The sequence below is a fragment of the Parafrankia sp. FMc2 genome (assembly GCF_041008525.1).
In the GTDB taxonomy this organism is placed as follows: Bacteria; Actinomycetota; Actinomycetes; order Frankiales; family Frankiaceae; genus Parafrankia.
This window is the reverse complement of the sequence record NZ_JBFLUG010000027.1, coordinates 1-15,410: the sequence shown is the minus strand read 5'-3', so window position 1 is coordinate 15,410 and position 15,410 is coordinate 1. Positions and strand designations below refer to the sequence as shown.

Sequence of the window (15,410 nt, the reverse complement as noted above, 5' to 3'; positions counted from 1 at the left end):
TCAGGCGAGGACGAGCGGGCCGCCGGCCCAGTACTCGACGAGGGCGTCCGCCGTGCTGGTCCGGGACGGCGGGTGGAAGCCCAGCGGGCGGACCGCCGAGCACAGGTAGGCGATCTCCGGCGCGGTGATGAAGGCGATCCCGCCGAGCAGCTCGACAGCCAGGTCGGTGGCCAGGCCGATCGCGGTCTGCGCGGCGAACCGGGCCACCAGGACGGCCGAGACCGCCTCGTCGCCGTCCAGGCCGTCGCGTACCGCCCGGGCCACGCCCTCGGTGAGCGCGACCGCGTTCTCCAGGTGCAGCCCGAGGGCGGCCCGGTCGCTGACACTGCCGCGGCCCCGCGCCAGCACCAGCTCGACGAGCGTGCTGGCCGCACCGACATAGGCGGAGGTGACCAGCATCTCGAACCAGACGAAGGCGGCGGCCTGCAGATCGTCCAGCCGCTTCGGGTCGTCCGCCGTCGTCCGGATGAGCAGGCTGTCCGGCACGAAGACGTCGGCGAGCCGCACCTCCTCGCTCTGGGCCGCGGCCAGGACCGGGCTGGACCAGAACGGGTGGATGGTGATGCCCGGCGAGTCCGCCGGGATCAGCAGCACCGCCAGCGTCGGTGCGCCGTTCTCCCCGGGAACCGACACGCTCGCCGTCAGCAGGCTCATCGAGCCGGACAGGCTGCACGGCTTCTTCGCCCCGTTGACCAGGAAGCCGCCGTCGACCGGGGCGCACACCACCGACGGGCTGAGGATGTTCTGCTCGGTGCGGCCCTCCGCCCAGCCGGATGCGAGCAGCAGGCCCTCCGGCGCGATCCGGGCCAGCTCCCGGATCTGCGACGGGGTGAGCCGGTCCGCGTCGGCGGCGAGCGCGAAGAGCATCGCGGTGGTGAAGTTGTGCATGGTCGCGGCGACGCCGAGCGACGGCGAGCTGGCGCCGACGGCCCGGGTCACCCGCACCGCCTCCAGCGCGTCGACGCCGTGCCCGCCGTAGGCGGCCGGGGCCAGCAGCCCGGTGCCGCCGTGCGTCCGGAACAGGTCGATCACCGGGCTGCCGGGGGTCTCCCGCTCGGTCAGCGGAATGTCGGCCAGGCTCTTCACGAGCCCGGGGTGGTGACGTTCGCAGGCGTCACGCGCCACGTCGAGGGAACGCATGGGAAATGTCCTCCGGTCGGCCCTGGCGGGAATTCAGCGTTCGAAGGCCGCGATGCTCGGCACGACGCCGGTCGCGATGCTCACGCCCTGAATGTGCGAGGTCTTGAGGATCGGGTAGTTCGCCTCGCCGAAGGCGCCGCCCGTCAGCCCCGTCCCACCGTGCGTCGGAAGGTAGGGCAGGAATCCGATGTGCGAGTCGTTCACCTTCACCAGGCCGCCGTTGCGGAGCCGGCTGATGTAGCGCTCCACCACGGTGGGGGAGCCGGACCAGAAGGAGTTGCGCAGCCCGTACTCGTTCGCGTTGGTGAAGTGGATGATCTCGGCGAGCAGTTCGTCGTCCGGGGTCGGCGCGGGGACGACGACCGGCAGCAGCGGAAAGAACGTCTCGTGCCGCACCATGTCGAGTTCCCGCGCACCGGCCAGCCCGTTCACCCGGACCACCGTCGGCTCCAGGAACATCCCGGCCTGGGAGGGTGTCCCGTCCACCTCGAGTCGCCGCCCGCCGGTGACCAGCTCACCGCCGCCGGCGATGGCCTGCCGCAGCAGCGCGAAGAACTTCTCGCTGCGACGGACCGGTGAGAGCACCACCTCGTCGTCGTCGGGGAAACCCGGCCGGATCGTCTCGGCCCGGGCCTTGAGCAGTCGCAACAGCTCCTCGGCGACATCCGGGTGCACGATCACGTGGTTGGGCACCATGCAGATCTGCCCCGAGCCGTAGAAGCACTCGGTGATCGCCTCGACGGCGAGCGGGAGATCCGCGTCCTTCCACACCACGAAGCTGTCGTTGCCGGCCAGCTCCAGGATCGGCTTCTTGCCGCGGGCGACGCACTCCTGTTCGAAGCGCAGCCCCGCCTCGCTGCCGCCGAAGTACAGGATGTCGTTCACCTGGGGATGCTCGAGCCAGCGGTCGAGCATCTGCGCCGGTTTGCCGCAGATGACGTTCAGCGTTCCCGGGGGCGCCCCGAGCTCGTCGAGCAGCGGCACCACCAGCTCCCGCAACAGGAACATGGTGCTCAGCGCGATGCTGCGGGGCGCCCGCACGACGACGGCGTTGCCGGCCATCAGCGCCAGCACGGCGAGCGCCGAGCTCGGCGCCGGCGCGTTCTGCGGCGGGTTCAGGCAGACGACGCCATCCGGCTGGCGGCGGACGATCAGCCGGCGCGGGCCGTGCGTGAACTCGGCGTACATCTGCTGCTCGTAGAAGGAGCAGCTGGCCTCGCTGAAGACCTGCAACAGGCAGGCCAGCTCCCAGCGGGCCAGCCGGCGGGGGTGCGCCTCGGCCACCAGGATCTCGAGGAAGGTCTCCTCGTGCTCCAGCAGCTTCTCCCGGAAGAGCCGGCCGAGCCGGAGCCGGTCAGCCAGCGGAACGGCCGCCCACTCCGGCACGGCGGCGGCCGCCGCCTCCGTCGCCGTGTCCACGTCGGCATCGGCGACGACCGCGCAGCGGCCCGTCACATACCGGTGCTGGGCGGCCGGTGAAAGCGGATCCGGATCCTGTTCCAGTGAACGCTTCAGGCTGACGCTGGTGAAGACGTCCTCCAACAACGACCGGGAACTCACCGTGTACACCCAGCCGACACCCTCGACGTCCTTGCCGCCGATGTAGGAGGGATAGCTCAGCAGCGGCTTCTCCCGACTTCCGGGGGAGACGGTCGCCCGGGCCGGCGGTGTGTACGCGCCCGCAGACCGGCCGTCTCCAGAATTTGGCCTCGGATGTGGTCTCGCCATGGCTGTCGACTTCTCCTCAGACCATCGCCGATGTCTCGGGGGACCTGTGAAAGGTGCCGGAACCCGCATTGCGCAACCCCGGCTCCACCGGGCGGCTGCTGCCTGGCCCGTCGAATTCGATGCTGGCGGTGCCGGCTTACCCGGCGCTGACGCTCTTCTGACGCCAGACGTTCCACCGGCCGCCGCGAACGCATTTCTGACAGCGCGCTTACGGGCCGCTGACGACCGGGCCGGGACGGGCCCCAAAACGTATTCCTGTATCTTGCCGCCCCGAGTTCTGGCGTCGTATGGTCGCGCGACGCCCGTGGGTCAGATCAGGAAAGCCTTGCAGGTGCGGTGAGAGTCGCCGTCGCAGGCTCGGAGCCCGGGCGAGCCATCCCTGCGGAACCGGCGGACAGGACTATCCCGATGACCGAAACCGTGACCGAACCCGTGACCAGAGCCGTGACCCGAACCGACCCAACCAGCCCGGAGAGTTCTGCCCAGGCCGCGCTCCGGGCCATTCAGGGATTCACCGACGCGGAGAATCCCAGCTCCTTCCTGGCGGTCAACGAGGGCAATGCGTACTTCACGCTGCCCGGCCGGCCCGGAGTCGTCGTCTACCGGCCGACCAGCCGCAACCTCGTCCAGCTCGGCGGCCCCTTCGCGCCCGCGGAGTCCTACCGCGAGCTGTTGACGGCCTTCGTCGACTTCGCCGGCAGGCAGGGAAAGACCGTCGTCGCGGTGCAGGTCCAGGCCGCCGATGCGGCGATCTACGCCGATCATGGCTTCACGGTGAACCAGATCGGCTCCTCGTACGCGGTGGACCTGGCGGGGTTCACCCTGGCCGGCACCAGGTTCATGCAGCTGCGGAACAAGATCTCGCGGGCGCTGCGTAACGGGCTGACCGTCATCGAGGCCGACCTGGACGACTGGCACGACGAGATGCGCGCCCTCGACCGGGTCTGGCTGCCGAGCAAGGGCGAGAACGCCCGGCAGCTGGAGTACCTGGTCGGCCAGTACGGCGGGCCGATGCAGGAACACCGGCGGTTGTTCGTCGGCCTCGTCGAGGGCAGCCTCGCCGGGTACATCTCCTACTCCCCGGTGTACGGCAGCCGCCCGGGCTGGATGCACGACCTGAGTCGCCGGCTGCCCGACAACTCACCCGGCATCATGGAAGCGATCAACAAGGCCGCCATCGACGTCCTCCAGTCGGAGGGGGTGCGATGGCTGCACTTCGGCTTCACGCCGTTCACCACCCTGCGCGACGATCTCGAGCTCCCGGGTGCCAGCACGGCGTTCACCTGGTTCATGCACTTCCTCTGGGAGCACGGCGCAGCCGTCTACCCGGCGGCGACCCAGCTCGCCTACAAGGAGAAGTGGGCGCAGAGCGTGATCCTGCCCGAGTACGTCGCGTTCCAGGGCCCGGCGAGCATCGCCGACTTCGTCCACATCTTCCGGGCGGCCGGCGCGCTGTGACGGCGCGCTGTGACGGCACGACGGCACGACGGGCACCAGCCACCCACGCGCCGGCCCGCCCCGGCTGCCGGCACTCCGCCAACACCGATCGGAGACTCTCCAGATGAACGACCTGCCCGACACGCCCGCCGCCGTGGAGCGGACCAGGGAGAAACTGGTGGAACTGTTCGGCGCGGTGTGCGCCGACCCGGATGACACCGCGCTGTGCGCAGCGGCCGACGGCGTGCTCGCCGAGCTGGACGGCCTGCTCGCCGCCGTCGCGGGCTGACCGGTCAGGCCCGGCCCTGCGCGGCTGGGCGCGGGCAGGCCCGTGCCCAGCCGCCGGCGTGTCGCGGCCGGCGGCCGGGCACGTCGCCCTCACCGCTGAACAGTCAGCAGCGGGCTGTGGGAGAGCACCGCCTCCGCGGTCCGCCGCAGCGTCGCCGACGGCCCGGTGCCCAGCTCGCCGGTCAGCCGACGGCGCAGCCGGTGGTAGTAGTCGAGTGCCTCCACCTGCCGCCCGGAGCGGTACAGCGCGATCATCAGCTGCTCACAGAACCGCTCCCGCAGCGGATGCATGGCGGCCAGCTCCCGTACCTCGCTGAGGATCGTCTCGTGCCGGTTCTCCACCAGCTCGAGGTCGAACAACAGCTCCAGCGCGTCCAGCCGGGATTCCTCGTAGTGGGCTGCGGCCGCCCGGCACATCGCGCCCTCGACGGCGGCGCCCGAGAGCGGACCACACCACAGTGACAGCAGCTCCCGCAGCCGTGCGACGGCCTCGTCCCGCCGGCTGTGGCACCAGCTCCGGACGTCACGCAGACCGGTCATGAAGACAGTCGCGTCAATCTCGTCGGCCGGCGCCAGTTTCAGCCGGTAGCCGCCGCCGTGGCGGGCCACAATGCTGCCTTCGGGCCGGTCCGGCTCCAGCCGGTGGAGTTCCCGCCGTAATCGGCTCACATGGGCCTGGAGCGCGTTCCTCGCGTTTCGGGGCGCCTGCGGCCCCCACAGCTCCTCGATGAGGGTTCCCACCGCGACCACTGTTCCCTCGTTGATCAGCAATGTCAGCAGAAGCGCTTCCTGACATCTTCCACTTATGCTGCTCCGTCGGCCGTGCGCGGAGACTGCCAGCGAGCCGAGAACGGAAAACTGCATGGCGATCCACTCCTGCCGCGAGATCGGGATCGGATCCACGCGTGGACCCTGTGCTGCGCCACGAAACCCTGGGCCGTGGACACACGCTCATGGCGATGCGACTCGCCGACATGGTCGCGCCGGGTCCGGGTGATCAGTGGCTTGCGCCACTGGGACCGACGTGACTGTCCAACTGGGTGCCGGGATCTCGCCGTGTCCTCACGATGAAATTCCGGGCACTACCGAGATGGGCAAGGGTTCCTTGCGCTCAGCTGATGCTCATAGTGAGTGGCCCGGTGCTGCGAGTCAATTGTCGGGCAGGTGATACCAATGTGAACGGCAACGTTTCGCAGAACGTGATAAAGGGTGCGGCGCTGGCTGTGGCTGTGGCTGTGGCTGTGGCTGGCGGCTGGCGGCTGGCGCGTGCTCGCCGCGGCGCGGTGGGAGGCGATGGAGTGGCACCGGTGGTTCGCCGCTCCGCGGCGCGCCGAGCGGCAGGTGGTTGGTGCGGACAACGTGAAGCGGGCGGGAAAGGTCATAAGCCCGTTTCCCGCCCGCTTGTCCTCTGCTGCCCGCTCACCGGGCTGCTGTCACCTGGCCGCCGCGCCAGGAATGCCCTGGCGCCCCGGCACTCAGATGCCTGGCTCGACCCGTTCGACGAACCGGTGGCTGGCCGAGATGCGCCCGTCCGCGTCGAGCACGAGGAAGTCGAACCCGTGCGCTGCCCGCCGGCCCTCCGCCGAACGCAGCTCCCAGTGCAGCCGCAGAACGTCGCGATGGCCGTCGGCGTCGCCGATGCGCCGGGAACGGTAGCCCGCGGCGATCCGGGCGTCCGCGGCCGCCACCACCTTCTCGACGGCTGCCAGTCCGCTGGCCGTGCCGCCGGTCTCGGCGTCCACCAGCGTGCCGCCGGGCGCCCAGACGGCGGCGAGCCGCTCGCGGCGCCGTGCCTGGTCCGGCTCGTTCCACACGGCCAGGTAGCGGTCTGCCAGCTCGTTGCGCTCCACCGACGGGACGGCCGGGTCGGTGAACTGGTGGTCGATCAGAATCCGTCCCTCGTCGTCGAGAACGAGAACGTCGAAGCCGGTCGAGGCGGCCTCACCGCCGGCCGCGGGCACCATCTCCCAGCTGAACTTCACCAGGTTGCCGTGGCCGGCGAGGTCATCACCCGCGAGGAAGAGGTGGCCGCCGTCCCGTACCCACTGGATGTGGGCCCGGCCGACCCGGCCCTCGATGGCGTCGTAGCCCTGGAAGCCATAGGTCTGGACGAAGTGCTCACCCGTCGGTGCCCAGAGCTCCTCCACCGCCCGGCGACGTGCCGTGGGGTCGGGTTCGTTCCAGATCGCCATGTACCGCTCGACCAGGTCGCGATAATTGATCATAGGAGCCTCCTGCCCGAGATGTGGTTGATCGAGATGTGGTTGCTACAGAAAGCCGGCAATGCCCCGGCCGGGACATGGGCCGGGGCATGGTGTCGGGACCTGTCACGCGAACTGCCCGAGCCCGCCTCCCCGAGGGGAAACGGCTAGCGGCCACCCGCGCCGCGTGGCACCCGGGGGAGTAGCTGGACCAGCAGAGCGAGCGCGGCCCCGATGCCGATGAGGAAGAACAGGCTGGTCCGGAAGGCGTCGGTGAACGTCTCCAGGCCCGCGCCGTCGCCGATGATGTCGTAGAAGATCACGCCGATCAGCGCGACGCCGAGTGCGTTGCCGATCTGCACTCCGGTGGTCAGGACGCCGGTCGCGGAGCCGGCGTGTGCCGGGGTGATGCGGGAGATCACCGTCGCCGCGAGCGGAGCCACCGCGAGCCCCATTCCGGCACCGTCGAGGATGAGCGCCGGGATCAGCCAGCCGAGGCTCACATCGCTGCTCGCGGCGTAGAGAATGATCACCATTGCCGTCAGGGCGATCATTCGCAGCACCCCGCCCAGCGCGATGACCTGCCGGCCCAACCGGGCGGCTACGTGTCGCGCGGTCATCGAGGTGGCCATGTAGCCGCCGCCGATCGCGACGAAGATGAGCCCCGCCTCCAGGGCGTCCAGCCCTCGGCCCTGCTGTACGTAGATGGCGAAGACCAGGAAGAACGACGCCTGGCCGGTCCAGAAGACCACCTGGGCCAGCAGTCCCGCGGTGAACGCGCGTTCACGGAAGAGGCTCAGGTCGATCAGGGGCGAGGCACCGCGTCGGGCTGCCGCGCGTTCGTAGCCGGCGAACAGCGCGAACAGCGGCACCGCGGCGGCCAGGAGGAGCCAGGACCACAGCGGCCAGCCCTGCTCCCGGCCTTCGATCAGCGGCAGCACGACGGCGACCAGGGCCGCCGTCACGATGAGCGTGCCGACGATGTCGAGCCTGGGGCGGCCCGGGGCGCGGGATTCGGGAACCCACCGGGGCGCCAGCAGGATCGCCGCCAGGCCGATGGGAATGTTGATGAGGAAACAGGCCCGCCAGCCCAGCCCGAAAACGTCGCCCTTGATAAGGAGGCCACCGATCAGCTGGCCGAACACCGCCGAGATACCCATCGCCATGCCGTAGGCATTGATGGCGCGGGCTCTCGCCTCGCCGGTGTACGTGGTGCCAAGAATAGTCAGCACCTGCGGTGACATCACCGCGGCGGCGGCTCCCTGGAGGAGTCGGGCGGCTATCAGAAGTTCGACGTTGGGCGCCACGCCGCAGGCAGCCGACGCCAACGTGAACACGGCCATGGCCGCGATGAAGACGCGGCGCCGCCCGTAGATGTCACCGAGCCGGCCGCCCAGGATCATGCCGGAGCCGAAGGCCAGGGCATATCCGGCGATCACGAACTGCATGGCAGCCGCGCTGGCCGTCAGATCGATCTGCATGGAGGGGATGGCCACGTTGACGATGAAGAAGTCCAGGCCGCCCATGAATGTGCCGGTCAGGACCACCAGAAGTGTTCCGAGATGTGGCTTTGTGACCGGTGACGCAGGTGACGGGGGCGCCGCGGGCGCCGCCGTCGAGGCGCCCGCGGCCCTGGCCGGGGCCGCGGGGTTGAAACTCGTGGTCATCGAGGGCACTCCTCATCGACAGGACCATCCGCCGGTCGAACCAGATCGGAACTGGCTCGGGGGAACGATCCATGGCCGGCCGCAGGCCCGTCAATTACCTGCGAGGTAAGCGAACGGCGCGACTGAACGGTCGTCCGGATGGTCGTCCGGATGGTCGTCCGGACGGTTGGCGGAGCGGTCGTCCGAGTGCCTGAAGCAACTGCATCCGCCGGTGCCGCTGCAGGAGAGGGTGCTCGAGGCGGATGCAAGGGTGCAAAGCAGCGGTGCGGTGGGGGTGAGCGGTGCTGGCCGGGAAACCGCAGGTGCCGGGAGCGCTGGCCGCTCACACGGCCGACGGTACGCCGAAACCGGTGGCGGAATTACCGGTCTCCGCGGGTGGCCGATCGACATCAGTGCCCGCTAACGCCGCTGGTTATTCCACTCGTCAGTACCCCGTCACGGCGATGTCAGGCCTACTATTCAATGTGTATATCTGGTCACGGATAGCTACTGTTGGTCGAGCTGTGATCCGTGTGGCGTCCTGCGGGTGAGATTGCCTGCGGGGCGGCGTGGATGGCTGCAAAGCCTGTCAGAGAGAAGACACCAGCGCTGGGAGGATCGTTGTCATCATCGACGTTGTCACGGTCGCAGCGAAGCAGGTCGGACCTTGGTATCGGTCGGCAGGTCATCCATAGTCGGGAGAACCGCGTGGTGCCGCAGCGCCAGGTATTTCGAGAACGCCCCGGCGACCCACGGCGATCTCGCCGTTCCCCCCACCGTCCCGCAGTGCTTCACGGGTAGTAGAGAAGATGCTGATCTTTCGTGTCCTGGGCCCGCTCGAGATCGAGACGTCAACCCGGCTCGTCCGTCCGACCGGATCGCTGCAGCGAACCCTTCTCCTGACCCTGCTCACCAGCACTCAGCGCCTGGTCAGCACCGGGATGCTGATCGACGAACTGTGGAACGGCCAGCATCCGGACCGGGTGGAGAACGCCCTGCAGGCCCATGTCAGCAGGCTCCGGCAGAAGCTGGCCGCGCTGGAACCCGACGCGGCCACGTCGCGACTCATCGCCCACTCCAGTGGCTACGAGCTCGTTGTCGGCGAAGGCGAGCTGGATGCCGAGATCTTCGCGAACGCCCTGACGGATATTCGTGCCCGGCAGAGCGGCACTCCGCCCGCGGTCACCGCCGAGGCGCTGCAGGATGCCCTCGGACTCTGGCGCGGCCCGATGTTCGGCGCGGCCCGCGGCGGCCCCCGCTGCCGCGCGGCGTCCGCGCGGTACGAGGAGCTACGGCTGGGCGCCCTCGAATCGCTGATCGACTGCGAACTGCAGTGCGGCGAGCATGCGAGGACCATCCCGCTGCTGCGGGATCTGCTGCGGGAACACCCGTTCCAGGAACGATTCAGCCAGCAGCTCATGATCGCGCTGTACCGGTGCGGCCGGCAGGCGGAGGCACTCGACGTCTACCGCGCGCTGCGGTGCCGGCTGATGGACGAACTGGGCCTCGAACCCTCCCCGAGGATGCGTGACTACGAACGCGCCATCCTCGAGCAGGACCCGATGCTCGGCCGGCCGGCGCAGGTGCACGTCGCCGGTCCGGCCTCCGCTGCCGACGGGCCGGCCCAGCCCGCCGCCCGCCCGGGCGGTGCCCTCGGCAAGAACCTCCTGCGCACGCTGGGCCGGGAACCGTCCATCGCCGGCTGACCGCGGCGCAGGACGTCGAGCCACTCCGTCGGTTTCGTTCCGCGAGCGGATCGAGAACCCTACGCTCGGCGATGGCGATGTTCTGGCAGCGAGGATGTTCTGGCAGCGAGGAGGAGTCACGGTGACCACACCGGACCGGGTGCGCGTGGGTCGTGGCAGCTGGCCGAGAGACGGTTACGGGGGCACCATCGACGCCGCGGGAACCGGTTTCGGCCCCTACTACGGAATCGGCGCCGGTGAACGAGCTCCCGACGGCAGCAGTCAGGGCGACATCGACGCCGTGCGGGCGGCGGTGAAGGCGATCCAGCGGGCGCTGAACTGGCACAGCGGCCCCGGTACGCCCATTCCGGCGGACGGCCGGTTCGCCGATCGGACGAGGGCCGCGGTGGTCGCCTTCCAACAACACCGGCAGCCGGTTATCAACCAGGACATGTTCTTCGCCGCCAGCGAGCGGAACCCGCCCGGCCTGGTGCACAAGGAGACGTCGTACGCGCTGTTCATGCCGATCGCCGACCGGTACGCCATCAAGTACACCGTTCCACGCGGCCTGCTGAGGGGCGTGACTGCCCTGGAAAGCAACTGGGATCCCGGCGCCGTCGGCTACTGGACCAACTCCGACTTCGGGCTCTGCCAGTGGAACACCACCCTGCCGGGCGTGACCAGAGAGCAGGCGCTCGATCCGTACTGGGCCCTGGACTCGACCGCCAGGGCAATGCGTGAACGATACGACTCCGATCGATGGGGCCACAACTGGACGTACGTCATCGTCGCCCACAATGTGCCCACGTGGGCCGCGGAATGGGCGCAGGGCACGCTCTCGGCCGCCAACCCCGACGACAAACCGAAGCTGGACCGCATGACCGGCTACCTGACCAACGTCCTCGCCCGGACCTGGTAATGGCCCGCAGCTCCGCCGACGGGGCGAACCGTGGGTGCGGACAGGCCGGAGTTGTTGTCCGCACCCACGGCTGAGTGATACGCCCGGGCCCTGTCCCTCAGACGCGCTCGAGTACGACCACCGGGATCGTCCGTGCTGTCTTCGTCTGGTAGTCGTCGTAGTCGGGCCAGGCCTCGACCATCTTCGCCCACATCCCCGGCTTCTCCTCCGGCGTGGCGACCCGGGCGCGGGCGGCGAAGCGTTCGCCCTTGATCTGGACCTCGACGAGGGGGTTGGCCTCCAGGTTGAGGAACCACGCCGGCGGCTCCGGGGCGCCGCCCTTCGAGGCGACGACGAGGTAGGCGTCCTCCCAGGGCTGGAAGATCAGCGCGTTGGTGCGCGGCAGACCGGACGAGCGCCCCGTGGTGAACAGCAGCAGGATCGTCGTGCCGTTGCGCCAGTGGTACCCGTCGCGCCCGTCGGTCTCGAGGTATCGCTCCACATGGGGAGCTCCGTGCAGCTCGATCGCAGACGTCATGTACCCCAGTCTGCCCGAGGCGGAGGCGTCTCAGACGAGGCCGGGCGCGGCCCGCCCTGTCAGTCCGCGGATGCGGGCGGCGTCCTGGCTGGGTGGCATGCCGAACTGGCGGCGGTACTCGCGGCTGAACTGCGAGGGGCTGTCGTAGCCGACGCGGTGGCTGATCCCGGTGACGTCGCCCGGGTGGGTGGCCAGCAGGAGCCGGGCCTCCTGCAGCCGGATCTGCTTCTGGAACTGGATGGGGCTCATCGCGGTGACGGCCTGGAAGTTGCGGTAGAAGGCGGACACACTCATGCCGGACAGCCGAGCGACCTCCTCGACCCGGAACGACTGCGCGTAGTGCTCCCGGATCCAGCGGACGGCCCGGGCGACGTGGCTGAGGCTGCTGTCGGCAAGGCCGAGCTGACGTACGACGGCGCCCTGCTCGCCGACGATGACCCGCCAGAGGATCTCCCGCTCGATCAGCGGCGCCAGCACGGGGCGGTCCCGGGGCTGGTCGAGCAGCCGCAGCATCCGGATCACCGCGTCGACGAGCCCCGGGGACGCGTCGCTGACAGCCATACCCGAGGGCGCACCACCGCCGACGGGCGGCAGGTCCGCCGGGGTCGCCCGCAGCAGGAGCTCGGCGACGGCGGCGGGGTTCAGGACCAGCCCGAAGCCCAGCGACGGCCGCTCCGGGCACACCTCGACGTACTGGCCGGTGATGGGCAGGTCGACCGAGGCGACGAGGTACTGGCCGGCGCGGTACTCGTACAGGCGGTCGCCCAGCGCGATCCGCTTCGCCCCCTGCGCCACCAGGGCAAGCACGGTCCCTGACATCGACGGCGACGGCTCGGTCGAGTACTCGACCTTCGAGGCGAGGACACCGTCGATGGCGGTGGTCATGTCCGGCCGGGCGTGCCGGGAGACCAGGTCACGCATCTCGGCAAGCTCCTGACCCGATACAAGCACCCAGCGATAGTCGCGTGCCTGAGAGGATCAGGCAAGAGGTCAGGGGTATCTGTCTAACGTTTTCGCTGGTAGCGATGTTTCCATGGGTTGGTCGGTATCCCAGGAGTGCCCGACAGCTCCGCCTCTGCCACTTTCTCCTCCGTCTTCTCCAGCCTGCACCTCCTTCACGATCCCGGAGAGCCGCTGCCATGACCGTCAGCCACGGATTCCACGCCACCCTGACCGCCCAGCCCGGAAGGGGCGACGAGCTCGTCGGACTGCTGCTGGACTCGCCGTCCCTGCCCGTCGAGGACTGCGTCGTCTTCCTGATCGGCCGCTCGGCCGGCAACCCGGACATCGTCCACGTCACCGAGGGCTGGACGAGCGAGGAAGCACACGGCCGGTTCTTCGCCACCGGTGCGGCACGGGCGTTGACCGAGAAGATCCAGCCTCTGCTCGCCGACGAGCCGCGATACGTCGACGAGGTCCCGGTCGGCGGCAAGCCCGCCTTCTGATCCGCCGCCCGACATTCTCGAAGGGGAGTCACCGTGACATCGGCCCGAACCGTGACATCGGCCCGAACCGCCATCGATCCCGAACTGGGCGCCGCCCTCGCCGGCATGCCGCTCGTCACCGAGCTCCGGCCCGAGTCGCTCGCCCGGCTGCGCCAGCTGGCCTCCACGTCGCTCGAGCCACATCTCGAAGGGCGAGCCGTGACCCGGCGCGAGGTGACCATCCCGACCTCGGACGGCACGCGGATCCCCATGTCGATCCTTGCCCCCGCCGGAACCACGCGCAGGACGGCGGCGCCGTGCGTCTACTGGATTCACGGCGGTGGAATGATCATGGGTGATCGCTTCTCGCAGATCGACATCCCGCTCGAATGGCTTGATGCGTTCGGCGCCGTCATCATCTCCGCGGACTACCGACTGGCGCCCGAGGCCACCGGCTCGACCCTGGTCGACGACTGTTACCGCGGCCTGCTCTGGGCCGCCGACAACGCCGACGACCTGGGGATCGACCCCGGCCGCATCGTCGTCGCCGGCACCAGCGCCGGCGGCGGCCTCGCCGCGGGCGTCACCCTGATGGCGCGCGACCTCGGCACCCCCGCGACAGCCGCCCAGATGCTGATCTGCCCGATGCTCGACCACCGCAACGACACGACGTCGAGCCGGCAGTTCTCCGGCGACCCCGGCGTCTGGACCCGGCAGATGAACGAGTTCGGCTGGCGATCGGTACTCGGCGACCTCGCGGACGGCGAGGTGCCCGGCCACGTCTCGCCCGCCCTGGCCGAGGACGTCTCCGGCCTGCCCACCACCTACATCGACGCCGGCACCGCCGAGGTCTTCCGCGACGAGGACGTCGCCTACGCCACGCGCATCTGGGCGGCTGGCGGCCAGGCCGAACTGCATGTCTGGGCCGGCGGTTTCCACGGCTTCGACGCACTGTTCCCGCAGGTCCGGGTGTCCGCCGCGGCGCGCGGAACACGCCGCGACTGGCTCGCCCGCGTGCTTTCCCCCAGCCCCGGCGGGACGTTGACTGTTCCCGCGACGACCGTTTCCGCGACGGCTGTTTCCGCTACACAGAAGATTGGTTGACCATGCAGGTCGCTATCGTCACCGGTGCCAGCTCCGGCATCGGGCAGAGTGCCGCCCGTCAGATCGCCCGGCGCGGCACGGGCGTGATCATCACCTACCACGGTAACGAGGCCGGCGCACGGACAACTGTTTCGTCGATCGAGAAGGCCGGCGGCACGGCCGTGGCGCTGTCACTGGACGTCGGCAGCTCGGAGGCTTTCCCGGCCTTCCGTGAGTCCGTCGTCGCTGCCCTGCGCGACACCTGGCAGCGGGAGACGTTCGACTTCCTGGTCAACAACGCCGGTTTCGGTCGGATGGCTCTGTTCCAGGACACGACCGAGCAGATGTTCGACGAGCTCATGCGGGCGCTGCTGAAAGGCCCGTACTTCCTCACCCAGACCCTGCTCCCGCTGCTGGCCGACGGCGGCGCGATCGTCAACACCGCCAGCAACACGGCCCGGTTCTCCGGCCTGGAGGCGGGCTACTCGGCCTACGGCACGATGAAGGGCGGACTGGTCGTCCTGACCCGCTACCTTGCCAAGGAACTCGGTGAGCGCGGCATCCGCGTCAATTCTGTCTCGCCCGGCGCCACCCGCACGCGCATCGCCGGCGACGCGTTCGCGCTCCATCCCGAGGTGATTCCCCCGATCGAGGCCAGGACGGCATTCGGGCGGCTCGGCGAGCCCGACGACATCGGCCTGGCGATCGCCGCCCTGCTCGCCGACGAGGGCCGGTGGATCACGGCCCAGGACATCGAGGTCTCCGGCGGCTACAACCTGTAGCAGTCCAGCTGGTCTCGGGCGGCGCAGCAGATGAAAGGGACAACCTCAACGGCCTTTCCCGGGTAGCGACGGATTCCTGGGAACGCACCTGCCGTCCTCCGCGTCAGAGGGTTCCTGCGCGCCCGTCGTCCCTGGTGGGAAAGCCCGGCCTTCGCCAGACCCCTGAACCTGGATGCACCGGCTTGATTCCTGCGCTCATTCCAGTCGATCTGTAGCGACTATTAACTTTCGGTAGTCGTGTGTGGGTGTGGCTGGTCAGCCGCTCGCGTTGGCGGTGTGTCCGGGTCCTGAATCGGGGGCCTGGGGCGGGTGGTGCTGACCGGGTGCGTGTCGGGCCGCGGGGTGGTGGTGGTGTTCAGGCGGCGCGGGCGGGTGGGAGCGCGTGAACGGCGTGGAACAGGCCGGTCAGGGCGTTCTCGGCGTGCCAGCTGGTGGGCAGGTGCAGGGTGATGTGTCCGCGGCCGTGGCGAGCGAGGCGGGCGGGGATGTTGACCAGGTGGGTGCGCAGGGTGGCGCCGCGGGCGCGGGCGTGGAAGGCGGAGGCCAGGGTGCCGGCGGCG

General features: G+C 69.7%; 14 protein-coding genes and 1 pseudogene. 7 read left to right on the top strand and 8 right to left on the bottom strand.

Annotated features, from left to right (window positions below):
• Window positions 1–1,140 carry an acyl-CoA dehydrogenase family protein gene (locus AB1460_RS12295; RefSeq protein ID WP_368961196.1) on the bottom strand — a complete coding sequence of 380 codons (1,140 nt, stop codon included), beginning with the start codon at window positions 1,138–1,140 and terminating at the stop codon, window positions 1–3.
• Between the two features lie 33 nt (window positions 1,141–1,173).
• On the bottom strand, window positions 1,174–2,868 hold the full coding sequence (locus AB1460_RS12290) for an aldehyde dehydrogenase family protein (RefSeq protein ID WP_368961194.1): 1,695 nt from the start codon (window positions 2,866–2,868) through the stop codon (window positions 1,174–1,176).
• Window positions 2,869–3,276: 408 nt separating this feature from the next.
• Here AB1460_RS12290 and AB1460_RS12285 point away from each other — a divergent pair, with 408 nt between their 5' ends.
• Together AB1460_RS12285 and AB1460_RS12280 are read left to right on the top strand one after the other, a co-directional pair.
• On the top strand, window positions 3,277–4,326 hold the full coding sequence (locus tag AB1460_RS12285) for a phosphatidylglycerol lysyltransferase domain-containing protein (RefSeq protein ID WP_368961193.1): 1,050 nt from the start codon (window positions 3,277–3,279) through the stop codon (window positions 4,324–4,326).
• Between the two features lie 103 nt (window positions 4,327–4,429).
• Window positions 4,430–4,594: a hypothetical protein gene (locus AB1460_RS12280; RefSeq protein ID WP_368961191.1), complete on the top strand. Its 165-nt coding sequence runs from the start codon at window positions 4,430–4,432 to the stop codon at window positions 4,592–4,594.
• Window positions 4,595–4,683: 89 nt separating this feature from the next.
• Here AB1460_RS12280 and AB1460_RS12275 read toward each other — a convergent pair whose 3' ends face one another.
• The 3 genes from AB1460_RS12275 to AB1460_RS12265 all read right to left on the bottom strand — a co-directional run bounded on the left by AB1460_RS12275 (window position 4,684) and on the right by AB1460_RS12265 (window position 8,461).
• Complete coding sequence (locus tag AB1460_RS12275; protein WP_368961190.1) at window positions 4,684–5,457, bottom strand: AfsR/SARP family transcriptional regulator; 774 nt, start codon at window positions 5,455–5,457, stop codon at window positions 4,684–4,686.
• Between the two features lie 611 nt (window positions 5,458–6,068).
• A complete protein-coding gene (locus AB1460_RS12270) occupies window positions 6,069–6,818 on the bottom strand; it encodes a hypothetical protein (RefSeq protein WP_368961189.1) in 750 nt (249 codons plus the stop codon).
• Between the two features lie 143 nt (window positions 6,819–6,961).
• Window positions 6,962–8,461: an MFS transporter gene (locus tag AB1460_RS12265; protein ID WP_368961187.1), complete on the bottom strand. Its 1,500-nt coding sequence runs from the start codon at window positions 8,459–8,461 to the stop codon at window positions 6,962–6,964.
• A gap of 788 nt (window positions 8,462–9,249) precedes the next feature.
• Between AB1460_RS12265 and AB1460_RS12260 the strand changes: the two genes are divergently transcribed.
• Together AB1460_RS12260 and AB1460_RS12255 are read left to right on the top strand one after the other, a co-directional pair.
• On the top strand, window positions 9,250–10,146 hold the full coding sequence (locus AB1460_RS12260; protein WP_368961185.1) for an AfsR/SARP family transcriptional regulator: 897 nt from the start codon (window positions 9,250–9,252) through the stop codon (window positions 10,144–10,146).
• A 121-nt stretch (window positions 10,147–10,267) separates the two neighbouring features.
• The gene (locus AB1460_RS12255; RefSeq protein WP_368961184.1) at window positions 10,268–11,044 is read left to right on the top strand and encodes a peptidoglycan-binding protein; all 777 of its coding nucleotides are present in this window, start codon (window positions 10,268–10,270) and stop codon (window positions 11,042–11,044) included.
• Window positions 11,045–11,141: 97 nt separating this feature from the next.
• Here the strand turns inward: AB1460_RS12255 and AB1460_RS12250 are convergent, their stop codons facing one another.
• A complete protein-coding gene (locus AB1460_RS12250; protein ID WP_368961182.1) occupies window positions 11,142–11,561 on the bottom strand; it encodes a nitroreductase family deazaflavin-dependent oxidoreductase in 420 nt (139 codons plus the stop codon).
• A gap of 30 nt (window positions 11,562–11,591) precedes the next feature.
• Window positions 11,592–12,482, bottom strand: coding sequence for an AraC family transcriptional regulator (locus AB1460_RS12245; protein ID WP_368961251.1), 891 nt, complete (start codon window positions 12,480–12,482; stop codon window positions 11,592–11,594).
• A 218-nt stretch (window positions 12,483–12,700) separates the two neighbouring features.
• On the opposite strand from AB1460_RS12245, the gene AB1460_RS12240 reads away from it, so the two are divergent.
• Genes AB1460_RS12240 through AB1460_RS12230 form a run of 3 tightly spaced genes read left to right on the top strand, consistent with a single transcriptional unit; the run spans window position 12,701 to window position 14,850 of the window.
• Window positions 12,701–13,006, top strand: coding sequence for a putative quinol monooxygenase (locus tag AB1460_RS12240; RefSeq protein ID WP_368961181.1), 306 nt, complete (start codon window positions 12,701–12,703; stop codon window positions 13,004–13,006).
• A 51-nt stretch (window positions 13,007–13,057) separates the two neighbouring features.
• Window positions 13,058–14,089, top strand: coding sequence for an alpha/beta hydrolase (locus tag AB1460_RS12235; RefSeq protein WP_368961249.1), 1,032 nt, complete (start codon window positions 13,058–13,060; stop codon window positions 14,087–14,089).
• A gap of 2 nt (window positions 14,090–14,091) precedes the next feature.
• Window positions 14,092–14,850, top strand: coding sequence for an SDR family NAD(P)-dependent oxidoreductase (locus tag AB1460_RS12230; RefSeq protein WP_368961179.1), 759 nt, complete (start codon window positions 14,092–14,094; stop codon window positions 14,848–14,850).
• A gap of 355 nt (window positions 14,851–15,205) precedes the next feature.
• Here the strand turns inward: AB1460_RS12230 and AB1460_RS12225 are convergent.
• Window positions 15,206–15,410: pseudogene (locus AB1460_RS12225) on the bottom strand (IS1380 family transposase); the annotation flags it as partial.